Origin of the sequence: Arthrobacter sp. V1I9, from assembly GCF_030817075.1 — a bacterium.
GTDB lineage: Bacteria > Actinomycetota > Actinomycetes > Actinomycetales > Micrococcaceae > Arthrobacter.
Map to the genome: position 1 here is coordinate 1,912,808 of NZ_JAUSYU010000001.1, position 12,618 is coordinate 1,925,425.

Below are 12,618 nucleotides of genomic sequence, written 5' to 3' on the forward strand. Positions count from 1 at the left end.
GTGCCGCTGCCTGTCAGACGTTCCGGTCCTCGACGATTTCAAGGTCCTCGTCGTCCACGTCGCTTTCCTCTTCCTCGTCGTCCTCGTCATCAAAGACCTGAAGCGGCGTGACCTCGTTGTAGGCCTCGTAGAGTGCGTCCTCATAGACTTCAAAAGCATCGGCGACTGCGAAAAATGCCGCCTCCACGGAGGGGTCCCCATCTCCGCGGCGGTTCGATGCTGCTATAAGGTGTTCTTCCAAAGCGGTGGTCAAGGACTGAAGCGCGACACGCGGATCGATGCTCATGCCTTCACGTTAGCCGGAAAAGGACGAAAATGGAGAGCAAATGAAGGAACAATTTCTCACCAGCTCGGTCCAGCGGGAACGGGATTATGCGAAGCAGTACGAGTACCTTGTACTGACGGTCAGCCCTGTCGATTCACTGCACGAGGCCAGACGCCGCCTGGTGGAACACTCCGAGTACGGCAAGTGGGAGCTGCAGCGCAGCAAGCTGTATGTCGGTGGCGGCAGGCGGTTCTGGCTCCGCCGCCGGGTGATGCAGGTCCAGCGGACCGTCTAGAGCGAAGGGTCCAGCGGGCCGTCCAGTCCTAGTCCTCAAGCGGCCCCAGCCAGGCGGTGGCCACGGTGTTGTGGGCGGATTCGTCGTCGGACGGATGGAACATGCCGGCCAGAACGTCCCGGTAGAGCCGTTCCAGTTCGGAACCACGGAAATAACTTGATCCGCCGCTCACCCGGATGGCCAGGTCAACAACGCGGCGCGCGGTCTCAGTGGCGTTGACCTTCAGGCCTACGAGTTTGGGGAACCACTGCGGACCGTGATCTGCGAGGGCGTCGACGTCGGCAGTTACGGAGGCCAGCTGCGGGTACAGGTTGTCCATGGCCATCGCGGCTTCCGCGACCTTCCAGCGGATGTCCGGGTCCTGTGCGTAGCTCCGTCCTCCGTTCTTGAAGGACGTCCGGCGCTTCACGGTTTCCACCCCGACTGCCAGCGCCCGCTCCCCCACGCCGGTGTAGACGGCGGCCAGCAGCGTCTCGAAGCACGCGAAAATGGCGAAAATCAAAGGATCGCGGTTGGGCCCTACGGGGAGCTTGCGGAAGATCCGGTTTTCGGGGACGTAAACGCCCTCCAAAACGGTGGTGTTGGACTGGCTGGCACGCATGCCCAGGGTGTCCCAGTCGTCGAGGACTCGGTTAGCCGGGTGTCTCCCGTGTGATGAAGCCGTGGACGAGTTCGCCTTCACCGTCCTTGGCCGACGAATCCTTGCCGAAGATCCCCAGCCGGGTCCACGCCGGCGACAGGCTGGTGAAAATCTTCGTGCCCGTGAAGGTGTAGCCGCCGGGCTGTGGCTCTGCCACGGTGCGGGAGTCGAAGAGGACCGCATCGTTTCCTGCCTCGGAGTTGCCGAAAGCGAAGATTTCGCCCTGGGCGGCTTCCTTCAGGACAAAGTCCAGGGAATCGTCCCCTCTTGCCTGAAGGACCTGCGCGACGCCGGTCCACACCAGGTGCATGTTGACCGCCAGAGCGGTGGCGGGGGCAGCTGCTGCCAGCCTCCGCTGGCACTGCGCCGCCCCTTCGAGCCCAAGTCCCTTCCCGCCGTCGGCCGCGGGGACAAAAAGCTTCAGGTACCCCGCCTCGGTGAGTTCCTGCAGGTCCTCGCAGAAAAACGCGTTGTCCCTGTCGTATCCGGCCGCCCGGCTGCGGATCCGCTCCAGGAGTGCGTCCGGCAGCACTTCTTCCGGCGTCATGGCCGCCCGCTCAGTAGTTGGTGAGCAGGGTGTTGAGCACCTTGGCGCCGAACTTGAGGGAATCGGCCGGGACGCGCTCGTCCACCCCGTGGAACATGCCGGTGAAGTCCAGCTCGTCCGGCAGCATCAGCGGGGCAAATCCGTAACCGGTGATGCCCAGCCTGCTGAGCGACTTGTTGTCCGTGCCGCCGGAGAGCGTGTAAGGCAGCACCTTGGCGCCGGGGTCCTCGGAGTGCAGGGCGTCGATCATGGAATCCACCAGGTTGCCGGCAAAGGGAACCTCAAGGGACACGTCGTTGTGCACATAGCTGACGTCCACCCCGGTTCCGGCCAGCTCCTTGACGATTTCCAGGACGTGCTCCTCCTGCCCGGGCAACGTGCGGCAGTCGATGAGCGCCTCTGCTGATTCGGGGATGACGTTGTGCTTGTAGCCACCCTTAACGAGCGTGGGGTTGGTGGTGTTCTGCAGGGTTGCGCCGACGAACCGGGCCACCGTGCCCAGCTGCTTCAGCAGGAGATCGGGATAGTCGGCGTCGAACTCCACGCCGGTAAGTTCCGTCACTCCGTCCAGGAACTGCCTGGTGGTGGGCGTCAGTTCGATGGGCCACTTGTATTCACCGATACGGGTCACGGCCGCCGCGAGGCGGGTCACTGCGTTGTCGGTGTTGATTTGTGAGCCGTGGCCGGCCCTGCCGTGGGCTACGAGGCGGAGCCAGGAGATGCCCTTCTCGGCGGTCTGCAGTAGATAGGTGCGCTGCCCGCCGATGGTCGCCGAGAACCCGCCCACTTCGGAGATGGCTTCGGTGGCGCCCTCAAAGAGCTCCGGGCGCTTGTCCACGGCGTAGCGGGCACCGTACGCCCCGCCGGCCTCTTCGTCCGCAAAGAAGGCGAAAATGATGTCCCGCTTGGGCTTTTTACCCGTGCGGGCAAAGCTTCGCAGGACGGCGAGGATCATGGCGTCCATGTCTTTCATGTCGACGGCGCCGCGGCCCCAGATAAGCCCGTCCTTCAGTTCGGCTCCGAACGGGTCCACGGACCACTGGTCCTTGAGGGCGGGAACCACGTCGAGGTGGCCGTGCACCACCAGGGCGCTGGCGGAAGGATCCTCGCCGGCCATCCGGGTAACTACGTTCGCCCGCCCCGGTGCTGACTCGAAAATTTCGGCCTCCATGCCAACTTCCTCGATGAGCCCTGCAGCGTATTCAGCCGCGGCCCGCTCCCCCGGCCCGGACCCGTCACCGAAATTCGAGGTATCGATCCGAATGAGTTCCTGGCAGATACGGACAACTTCATCCTCGGGCAGGACATCAGGCATGGAGGGCTCCTCATTGGGAATGACTGCTTGCAGGGCTTAATTGCTGCCCTCAGCCTACCTACTTGGCCCGATTCGATGTTTCGGGAAAGTTCGTGTTAGAGTTTTTCTCGCTGCTTCGGAGAAACGCGAAACGCTGAAAGGCGGAAACGGTCTCCGAAATACCACCTGCGCGGGTGGCGGAATGGCAGACGCGCTAGCTTGAGGTGCTAGTCCTCGAAAGGGGGTGGGGGTTCAAGTCCCCCTCCGCGCACAAACGGAAAGCCCCGGAAAATCCATGATTTTCCGGGGCTTTTTTGTGTTGGTGATCCCCCGGCGACGGACGGCTGGACCAGCACCGGCCACCTGCTGCTTGCTCTTGCTTATCGGACCTTGACCCCCAGTGGGCCGCATTCCTATGTTCCGGCGTTGATGAAGCCGACGATGATCGCGGTCCACCATGCGGCTTGCGAAATAGCTGCACCAAGCATCAGATGTATGCGTTGGCCCACGGGCAGCCCGCTGAACGGCGTGATGGGTGACAGCCTGACCAACCGGCGCATGAGCGGTATCAGCATCAGGCCATTCAGCGTCAACACCAGCACGGCAAAGAGCTTGGCCATCGTGAGGGGCGAGGCGAGGTTGGGCTCCAGGAAGATGCCTGTGATCATCATTCCGGCCAATCCGCCCCAGATCAGCGGGGTCGCTGCGCCGTCGAGTCGAACGGTTTCGCTCAGCGCCCGGCGTCCCAAAAGCCACAGAAACCCATGCCAATCCACCAGCAGCACCGCCCCGAAAGCTGCCACCATGGACAGGATATGCGCCGCCAGAGCAACAAAACGTACCGGGCTGGCGACGTCCATAAGGGTGGAAAGGTAGACGGTGAGGCCCCAAACAACGACGGCCACGGCAACGAGTGCCGTGACCTGTTTGCGGCTGGACTTTTCGGAAATGGGCCGTTCCAGGTAGTTCGGCGGCACCGTGATAGTCGAGCGCATTATTGACCCCGGTCTTCCTCTTCGTGCACTCCCCGCCTGCGCAGTTTTCTCCTGTCATCTCTACGACGCGCGGTGGGGCGTTTCGGTTCACCAGATTGTTATGCGGTATTTCTCAGCCAGCGGAGCGTCCAGGAGCACTTCCGCTATTCGAAGACAGCCTCCTGCCGTGCAGTCTCCGTCCTCGGCGCATAAGGAAGCCCCTGGAAATCATCGATTTCCCGGGGCTTTCTTGCGGCTGCATCTGCAGGACAGTGCCTGTCCTCAGTGCCTCTTGCCTGCTTCAGTACTTGTGATGTTGAAAGACCGATCAAACTTCACGGTCACAGGCGTTCCGTCCGCTTTCCGGATATGCGCTTCGTAGGCCGCACCATCTGCATCGGTTTCGACGCGGAGGACCGTCGCCCCTGGATTCGCGGCCTTCGCGGCCGCTTCCACGCGGGCGGCAGTGTCACCCGTCAGAAGCTCCTCCGTGATCCCGTTGGCCCGATGGGACCCTTTTCGATCGGAGGAGGACAGCGACGTTGAGGTCGATGCTCCGTCCGGAACCGCCATGGCGAGATACATGCCGCCACCTGCCACGGCCGCCGCCAGGGCAGCCCCGACTGCGACATTTCGAACTGTTTTCATCACACGCTCCTGATTCTGCGATCAGGCGCATCGTTGCTTCAGCTGACCGCTTGTCATTCCTGGCCATTGCACCCCAGCAATGCCTCAGCGCGGTTTATCCGGGTAGGGACACTGTGGATTCTACGCATGAGTGCGGGTGGCGACTAGGAGCAATCAGGCAACGTCAGAATGGCGAACAGCAGGGTACGAAGCGCGGACTGCGTGGGGGTTCCTGCGCCGCGGGTTCAGACGCATTCACGGAGAAGCCCGGCCCTGCCGGGAACCTCCACGCTGATGCCGAACAGGGCCTCCAAAGCTGCCGTGTACTCATCCTCACGACCCGCCGCAGCCAGTTCCCTGGCGCGGACCGTGGGCCCGTGGAGCAATTGCCGTACAACCCGCCGCAGGGCCGAGGCCGTTTCCTCGGCTGGAACGCCGTCCCCGTTCTGCCTTTTGACCCGTTCCACCTCCCGGTCCAGGACATCATTGAGGTGGTTGCGCAGGGCCACGATAGCGTTGTCGACGGCGCGGACCGACTCCTGTTCGTCAAAGCGGCGCGCTGCCTGCCGAACCATACTCCAAGCGAGCTGCAGCTCCTCGGCATCCGCGGGCGGAGCCGCCTGGCGCACGGTCTCCAGGGTTAGCAACTCAACGCCCCGCAGGTCAGCTACTTCGGGGTCGAAGTCGCGGTTGGGAGCAAGATCCAAAACGATAAGCCTCCCGGACACAGACTGCCTCGATGCCATCATCGATGTGCCAATGCGGGTCCCAGTGCCGCTGCAGCCGATAACAATGTCAGCCCCGCTGATGGCTCCCTGCAACTCTTCCGAAGTGAGTGCCCTTGCCGCGCGGGTAGCCGCGAAGGCCTCCGCCCTGCCTGAGGGAGAATACACCCCAACGGCCGTGCCCTGTCCCCTGCCCAGCAGTTCCATGACGCAAGCGGCATAGGACCCGCTGCCAATGAGGACCACGGACAGGTCTGAAAGTTCCGCCGGACCCAACCGGGAGACGGCCAGGTCGAGTGCCACCGAAGCTACCGATCTGCCGGCGGTGCTGATCCGCGTCCTGGCTCCTACGTCCTTTGCTGTGCGGGACGCGCTTTGAAACAGGCGGCTGAGGCAACCCGTCGCCGTGCCCGAAGCCTGCGCCTCGGCAAGGGCACGACGAACCTGGCCGATGATGTGGCGCTCACCCACCACGAGGGAAGCAAGGCCGCAACCGACAGCAAAGAGATGCTCCGCTACTGCGGGACCGGAGTGGTATTCGAACAGTGCCCGTAGGTCCGGCAGTGGAAGTCCGGAGCACTGGCTGATGGTACGCAGTACCTCTGAACACGCCGTCGGCAGGTCACTGGCGCCGGCAATCTCACAGTAGATTTCGAACCGGTTACAGGTGGACAGAACTACACAACCTGACACACCCGTACCGCGGTCAAGCAACTCCCGGGCAATGTGTGCGGATGCGGACTGCAGCCGGGCGGTGGAATCAGCCTGGAGGTATCTGTACCGCGCCGCAAGCACCACCAGGACCGGACGCCCGGTTTGGCCTTCAATTCCTGGCTCCGCAGGCGGAAAGTGTTCTGCCACTGCCGTTCCTTCCCAATGACAATGCAACTGTCCTGTGACAGGCTTCAGCATCTGCTGATGCACCAGCGTGATCTGGAGACCTTTGGGAATTCTTTAAGCAGCGCTTCGACCGCGTGTTTCCGGCGCACACGCCCGATCAGCCTGCCGGCGCTCTTCCACCCCTCGCCGCAATCTGCGCCGGAGTGCAATATGTCCTCATGGAGGAAATTTTTAGAGTAAGCCCTCAGGGCCCGGGCCACGTCGTCCTGCTTGGCGATTCTATCTTTGACAATGCCGCCTACGTGGACCGTGGTCCGGACGTCATCAGCCAAGTGCGGCAGGAACTGCCTGGCTGGAAATGCACCCTGCTGGCCATCGACGGGGACGTCATTACCGGCGTCGCCCGCCAACTCCACGCGCTTCCCGCCGACGCCACCCACCTTGTGGTGAGCGTCGGCGGAAACGACGCCCTTGGCTATGCGCCGTTATTGCAGGAGCGTCCGGGCTCGGTTGCCGAAGCCCTGCTCCTCCTTGCTGCCGGAAGGGACAGGTTCGACGCCGACTACCGGGCCATGCTGCCCGCAGTCCTGGCACAGGGCCTTCCGACGGCAGTGTGCAGCATTTACGACACACCCCCGTCAGAACCGAACCAGAAGGTCATTAAAGCTGCACTGTCCCTCTTCAACGACTCCATCACAAGGGCAGCCTTTGCCAGCGGCACACCGCTGATCGATTTGCGCCTCATTTGCAGTGAAGACGGGGACTACGCCAACCCCATCGAGCCGTCATCGCAGGGCGGACGGAAAATTGCGCAGGCCATAGCAACAATGGTCCAATCCGGCCGCCCCAACCACCACTCAGTGGTTGTCGCCGGACCTGCCCGGCCCACATCTGCTGCCCCACCAGACCAGATGGGTTGAGGAGAATCCCGTGGCGTTCGTGCCTAGTGCGGTCTTAGCCTGTGGGTCCCCGCTTGCCGGCTGCGTCCCGCCAGCCGGGAGCCGCGTGCCACCGGCCTGTACTTGACCCGGCGTCTTCCAGCCCGGTCCGCCCTCCGCTCCTGGCGGCGGGCCTTCCTCTCCGGCCGGTCTATGCCTGACAGCATAGCGAGGGAGCCAGCGATCCAAAGGAACGCCGTTGTTAACACCAAGGTAATCTCCAGCTCAGCGCCCATGACTAATCTTAGGACTTCGGGGCCCACGGCAAGAGCCCCAAAGTCGGCCGGCCTCCGGGCTGCAAACCCTGCCCTACAACACGCCCAGCCCCCGCACCGCAGCCAGAACATCCTGCACCGTGACCGCCAGGAGCGCGGGATCCGGCGCGACAGCGAAGGTGTCGCCCCGCCGCAGTTCAGCGCGGGTCAGGACAACGTGCGGACCCGGGGGCGGACCCCAGATCTCGGGGGGAGCCGGCCCGAACAACACCACCGACGGCGTTCCGTACGCGGACGCCAAATGCGCAGCTCCGGTGTCCGCAGAGATCACCAGGCGGGCCGCGGCAATGGTCGCGGCAAATTCAGCCAGGCCGAGCCTCCCTGCCAGAACCGCGTCCTCCGCAAGCCCCGATCGGCGGCACACATCCAGGGCCCGGTCCCTTTCACCGTTGCCGCCCGTGAAGACGACATTGTGCCCGGCCTGGTCAAGGGCGGAGGCGACCGCTGCAAAGCGCTCGGCGGGCCACAGGCGGCTGCCGTAGGCGGCCCCCACGTGCAGGACGGTGGCACCTGGAACGGGGCTGGGCACGTGCGGAGTGTTCAGCTGGATATCCAAGGGGTCCGCTTCGATGCCGTGCCATTCCAAGAGCTTCGCCCAGCGTTCCCTCTCGTGCAGTTCGTTCCGCCACGGCGGTCCGTCCCGGTACTGGCTCCGGTGGCCTATGGTCTGCCGGGCTTGCAACGCCTCGATCCGTCCCTGGCTTTCCGGTCCGCTGCCGTGCAGGTTCACTGCCACATCCACGACGCCGGGCTCCATTGCCAAAGGTTCGTCCAAACCGTGTGTAGGGAAAAGTTCGTACCCACCCACGAGCCCCAGCGCCTCCGAAAGCCAGCCCTGCGCCGCGTAGCGCAGCCGGTGTTCCGGGAACGTGCGCCGGAGCGCCTTCAGGGCCGGCACTGCGACGAGCAGGTCCCCGAGCTTTAACGCCCGAAGCACCAGGAGCTCAGGTTTTCCATCGTGCAGATCCATGGCTTCCTGTGCTGCCGCACTTTTTGCGGCGCTCATGGGTGCTGCCTGACTATCTCGGTGGCCGCGAGACTTCGGACATCCTCGTGCACGTCTCGCGCTTCAACGCCGGCCACCACAGAGTCGTCGTGGGCGCAGCGCGGGGCAGTCCAGCCCACCTGGGTTACATCTATGCCGCAGGTGGCGCAGGCGGTGACCCAGGAGGCGTGGATCCGGTGCAGGCTCCGCCCCAAGGCGCCGGCATTGATGACGTTGCCGGCCCAGAAGATTCCCACGGTGGGAACCCCGAGCGCCTGCGCGAGATGCCGCGGACCGCTGTCATTGCCGACTACCACCGCCGCACTCGCCAGCAAAGCGACCAAACCTCCCATGTCCAGTTCGCCGGCCAGCGACCGGACACGGCTTGAGGCGGCCAGTTCGACGATGCGGTCGGCAATGTCCTTCTCGCTCCCGTCCCCTACTACCACCACCTGGAAACCATCCGCGGCGCATGCCACAGCAAGTTCAGCGAACCGCTCAACGGGCCAACGGCGGCGGGGATCCGTAGCACCGGGATGCATCACCACCAAAGGCTGGCCGCCGTCGTCGACCGTTTGGGCAGGAGCGCGCAGTCCCTCTGCAGGCGCCAGCCGCGCCTCGAGATCGACGGGGAAGGCGCCGGCGAACCCGGCCACCTCAAGCGCCCGCAGGGGTTCGTGCTGGTAATAGAGGTACGGCACTGTCCGTTCCAGGCTCGCCGCGTCCGGCGTGCGCGTCCCCACCGTATGCCGGGCACCCAGCCGGAGCAGGAAGGGGTTGGAATACCGCCCGCCGCCGTGGATCTGAACCGCGAGGTCAAAGCGGCGTGCCCGCATCTCCCCGAAAAACCGGTCCAGCTCATCCTCGTTCTCCGCCCCTGGCCGGACACCTTCCGAAAAGGGCAGGACCTGAACCTCGTCCACCGGGCTCTTCGTGGCAGCGATCAAAGCCTCATGCGCCGGAGTGCCGAGAAGTGTGATGGAAGCCTCAGGGTATGCCGCCTTTAAAGCGGCAATGGCGGGAATGGCGAAAATCAGGTCGCCGAGGCCGCCGCCCCGCAAGACGACTATCCTTGATACTGACTCGAACTTATCCAGAACCGGACCAACGCCCGTGCCGGCCCGCCCGGCGCCTCCGAACTCTGCAGTGAGCTGCTCCACGTGTACCCCTTTGAATAGTGCGAAAGACCGCAGCGTTCGCCGCGACCTCCCTTGCCCGCGCAGCCACAGTAGGGTGATGAACCTTGAGGCCGCTTCGTTTAAACCTCTACCCAAACGGCAGTCAATATACTCCCGCTATTGGGGAATACCCGGATGATGCTGTACGTTTCATACGCGACAGACGAACCAAAGAAAAGAGAAGCACCTAAATTGGCAACCGATTACGATGAACTGCGTTCCGACGTCAAGGAATCGCAGGACAACTCTCTCGAGCAGCTCCAGTCGGCTAACGCTCCTGACGCGCGCAGCGTTGTCCTGGAGCTGGACGAAGCTGACGGCCTCGACGGCGCGGGCGTACCCGGCGGCGAGTTTGTCGCTGAGGAGCTCGTGGTGCAGGTCATCCCGCAGGCAGAGGACGAATTCACCTGCTACTCCTGCTTCCTGGTCCGCCACCGCTCGCAGATTGCGCGCCAGAAGGACGGCCACACCTACTGCACAGAGTGCGAAGGCTAATCAGGCAGTCAGGCGGGACGGCTCAAGCAGCCGCTCCCTCAACTGAGCAAAAGGCACGCCCGCCATTTGGTGGACGTGCCTTTCGGCTTTAGGCGAGCTTTTGCCGGACCAGCTGGCTCACTTCCTTGCCGTCAAAGCGCCCTGAAACCTTCGCGGTCACGGGCTTCATCACTTCGCCCATCTGCCGGGCCGTCAGCTCCCGGCCCTCAGCGCGGAGCCCTTCGATAACCTCGTCCACAATTGCCTCAACCTCCGCCAGGGACAGGGGCTTGGGCAGGTAGGACTCGATGACCTCCGCTTCGGCGATTTCCGCCGCCGCACGGTCCGGCTGCCCCGCTTCCGCATAAATGTCCGCCGTGTCCGGCGCTTCGCGGCTTCCTTCTGAAGCAGGGATGTCACCTGTGCGTCATCGAGCTGCACGGGCGTCTTACCTGACTTTTCACGGGTCTCAATCTCGCCCAGGACGTTCCGGACGGTGGTCAGCGCAGCCTTGTTGCGCTCCTTCATATGGATAACGACGTCGGCCTGCAGCCGTTCCTTCAAAGATGACACGTTTCCTCTGTTCCTGTGTTTCCTGTTGCATTTGGACGGGGCGGCCCACGGCGCCGCGTCAGCGTCCACCCATCCCTAGTACCGTAGGGGCTTATGGCTGAAATTGACCACTCATTCCCGGACACCTTTCGATGAACCTCCCGGATAACCCCTGGAACACGTTCATCAGTGCCTTCAGCCGCACAGAGGTTCCCGTCATTACGTTCACTGAACTGGTGCTGGCGGTCTGCATAGTGACTGCCCTCTCGATCCCCCGCCGGTCCTGGAAGTACGTTGGCCTGCTTGCAACTGCCACCCACGAGTTGGGACACGCCGTCGCGGCCGTCACGAGCGGCCAGCGGCTGTCCGGAATACGGCTTCGGTTCGACCACTCAGGCACCACCACCACGTACAGCCGCAGTAAACTTGCCACCGTGTGGTCCTGCTTCTGGGGCTATCCGGTGCCTGCCGTCGTCGGCGCTGCGTTTGTGTGGTGCGGGTTCAACGGCTGGGGGCCGGCTGCCCTTGCCGTCAGCACGGCGGCCCTTGCAGCCACACTGCTGTTCCTGCGCAACCCCGCAGGTTTCCTGATCACCTCCGCCGCGATCGCCGGCAACATAGCCCTCATTTTCCTGGTGCCGGCCGGATTTGTGGGCCACGTGTCCGTTATCCTGGGCCTGGTGCTGCTGGTGGGCGCTGTCCGGGACCTCATCAAGCTCACCCACGTGCACCTGCGGCGGAGGGACCGGCTTGCCAGCTCGGACGCCTACCTGCTGTACCGTGCGACGGCTATTCCTTCGGGCGTCTGGATTATCCTGTTCACGGTCCTCGTTGCGGGGTCCTGGCTGGTCGCCTGGCAGCCCATCTCTGCGATCCTGCCTCCGGGCGCTTAGGGTGGATCCATGAGCCAGGAAACGGAAAGCACCCACCAGACGGAAAGCGCCAGCACGACTGAGCACAGCACCCGCGGCGCCTATGTAACGGGCGGAGCGGAGTTCAACCGCGACACCAATTACATTGAGGACCGGATTACCTCAGACGGGAGACCGGGCCTCAACGGGGAGCCAGGTTGGCCCGCAGAGGCGGGACGCTACCGCCTCATCGCTGCCAGGGCGTGCCCCTGGGCCAACCGGACGGTGATTGTCCGCCGTCTCCTGGGACTCGAGGACGCCATCTCCCTCGGCCAGCCCGGCCCGACCCATGACGCGCGGTCCTGGACTTTTGACCTGGACCCCGACGGCGTTGATCCGGTCCTGCGGATCGAGCGCCTCCAGGAGGCCTACTTCAGGCGCTTCCCCGGTTATCCGCGGGGCATTACCGTACCGGCGGTCGTCGAGGTAGCCACCGGCGCCGTAGTCACCAACAACTTTCCGCAGATCACCCTCGACTTCTCCACGGAATGGGCAAAGTTCCACCGCCCCGGCGCGCCCCAGCTATATCCCGAGCACCTTCGGGAGGAGATCGACGCCGTCAACAAGCGGGTATTCACGGAAGTCAACAACGGGGTCTACCGCTGCGGCTTCGCTGGCTCGCAGGAAGCCTACGATTCCGCCTACGCCAGGCTCTGGGCCGCCATGGACTGGCTGGAAGAGCGGCTCTCCCGGCAGCGGTACCTGGTGGGCGACACCATCACGGAAGCCGACGTACGGCTGTTCACCACCCTGGCGCGGTTTGACGCCGTCTACCACGGCCACTTCAAATGCAACCGCCAGAAACTGAGCGAGATGCCGGCCCTCTGGGGCTACGCACGCGACCTCTTCCAGACCCCCGGCTTCGGCGACACCACCGATTTTGTGCAGATCAAGCAGCACTACTACATCGTGCACGAGGACATCAATCCCACCGGCATCGTCCCCGCTGGCCCTGCGCTCGGGGGTTGGCTCGAGGCCCACGGGCGTGAGTCCTTGGGTGGCCGGCCCTTCGGGGACGGGACCCCGCCGGGGCCTGTGAAGCCGGGAGAAGAAGTTGCCCCCGGACACGGAGCGCAGCACTGAAGGAAACCGCTTTCT

The 12,618-nt window shown here is 63.9% G+C and carries 12 protein-coding genes, 1 tRNA gene and 2 pseudogenes; 6 read left to right on the top strand and 9 right to left on the bottom strand.

The features are described 5' to 3' along the window. Positions 1-13: 13 nt before the first annotated feature. Entirely contained in the window at positions 14-286 is a 273-nt protein-coding gene (locus QFZ70_RS09125; RefSeq protein ID WP_104043962.1) for a hypothetical protein, read from the bottom strand. 40 nt (positions 287-326) lie between these two features. Here QFZ70_RS09125 and QFZ70_RS09130 point away from each other — a divergent pair, with 40 nt between their 5' ends. Beyond that, entirely contained in the window at positions 327-560 is a 234-nt protein-coding gene (locus tag QFZ70_RS09130) for a DUF5703 family protein (RefSeq protein WP_104043961.1), read from the top strand. Positions 561-588: 28 nt separating this feature from the next. Here the strand turns inward: QFZ70_RS09130 and QFZ70_RS09135 are convergent. Together QFZ70_RS09135 and QFZ70_RS09140 are read right to left on the bottom strand one after the other, a co-directional pair. Then, positions 589-1,747, bottom strand: a pseudogene (locus tag QFZ70_RS09135) (acyl-CoA dehydrogenase family protein). A 10-nt stretch (positions 1,748-1,757) separates the two neighbouring features. Further along, a complete protein-coding gene (locus tag QFZ70_RS09140) occupies positions 1,758-3,062 on the bottom strand; it encodes a M20/M25/M40 family metallo-hydrolase (protein ID WP_307095059.1) in 1,305 nt (434 codons plus the stop codon). Positions 3,063-3,229: 167 nt separating this feature from the next. On the opposite strand from QFZ70_RS09140, the gene QFZ70_RS09145 reads away from it, so the two are divergent. Then, positions 3,230-3,312 (top strand) — tRNA-Leu (locus QFZ70_RS09145). Between the two features lie 142 nt (positions 3,313-3,454). On the opposite strand, the gene QFZ70_RS09150 is transcribed toward QFZ70_RS09145, so the two are convergent. The 3 genes from QFZ70_RS09150 to QFZ70_RS09160 form a co-directional block, all read right to left on the bottom strand. Beyond that, positions 3,455-4,036, bottom strand: a complete 582-nt coding sequence (locus QFZ70_RS09150; protein WP_307095061.1) for a hypothetical protein — start codon at positions 4,034-4,036, stop codon at positions 3,455-3,457. Positions 4,037-4,297: 261 nt separating this feature from the next. Then, positions 4,298-4,663, bottom strand: coding sequence for a hypothetical protein (locus tag QFZ70_RS09155; RefSeq protein WP_307095062.1), 366 nt, complete (start codon positions 4,661-4,663; stop codon positions 4,298-4,300). A 224-nt stretch (positions 4,664-4,887) separates the two neighbouring features. Beyond that, a complete protein-coding gene (locus QFZ70_RS09160) occupies positions 4,888-6,228 on the bottom strand; it encodes a glutamyl-tRNA reductase (protein ID WP_307095063.1) in 1,341 nt (446 codons plus the stop codon). A gap of 197 nt (positions 6,229-6,425) precedes the next feature. On the opposite strand from QFZ70_RS09160, the gene QFZ70_RS09165 reads away from it, so the two are divergent. Then, positions 6,426-7,127: an SGNH/GDSL hydrolase family protein gene (locus QFZ70_RS09165; RefSeq protein ID WP_307095065.1), complete on the top strand. Its 702-nt coding sequence runs from the start codon at positions 6,426-6,428 to the stop codon at positions 7,125-7,127. Positions 7,128-7,454: 327 nt separating this feature from the next. Here the strand turns inward: QFZ70_RS09165 and QFZ70_RS09170 are convergent, their stop codons facing one another. Together QFZ70_RS09170 and QFZ70_RS09175 are read right to left on the bottom strand one after the other, a co-directional pair. Further along, positions 7,455-8,426, bottom strand: coding sequence for a glycosyltransferase family 9 protein (locus QFZ70_RS09170; protein WP_307095067.1), 972 nt, complete (start codon positions 8,424-8,426; stop codon positions 7,455-7,457). Beyond that, positions 8,423-9,565: a glycosyltransferase family 9 protein gene (locus QFZ70_RS09175; protein ID WP_307095069.1), complete on the bottom strand. Its 1,143-nt coding sequence runs from the start codon at positions 9,563-9,565 to the stop codon at positions 8,423-8,425. The genes QFZ70_RS09170 and QFZ70_RS09175 overlap by 4 nt, the downstream gene beginning before the upstream one ends. A gap of 210 nt (positions 9,566-9,775) precedes the next feature. Here QFZ70_RS09175 and QFZ70_RS09180 point away from each other — a divergent pair, with 210 nt between their 5' ends. Then, positions 9,776-10,078 (top strand): DUF4193 domain-containing protein, encoded by a 303-nt coding sequence (locus tag QFZ70_RS09180; RefSeq protein WP_104043953.1) that lies wholly within the window; start codon positions 9,776-9,778, stop codon positions 10,076-10,078. An 88-nt stretch (positions 10,079-10,166) separates the two neighbouring features. Here the strand turns inward: QFZ70_RS09180 and QFZ70_RS09185 are convergent. Beyond that, a pseudogene (locus QFZ70_RS09185) lies at positions 10,167-10,630 on the bottom strand (GatB/YqeY domain-containing protein). Positions 10,631-10,761: 131 nt separating this feature from the next. Between QFZ70_RS09185 and QFZ70_RS09190 the strand changes: the two are divergent. Then, positions 10,762-11,502, top strand: a complete 741-nt coding sequence (locus QFZ70_RS09190; protein ID WP_307095072.1) for a M50 family metallopeptidase — start codon at positions 10,762-10,764, stop codon at positions 11,500-11,502. Positions 11,503-11,511: 9 nt separating this feature from the next. Continuing rightward, entirely contained in the window at positions 11,512-12,603 is a 1,092-nt protein-coding gene (locus tag QFZ70_RS09195) for a glutathione S-transferase family protein (RefSeq protein ID WP_307095074.1), read from the top strand. Positions 12,604-12,618: the final 15 nt, after the last annotated feature.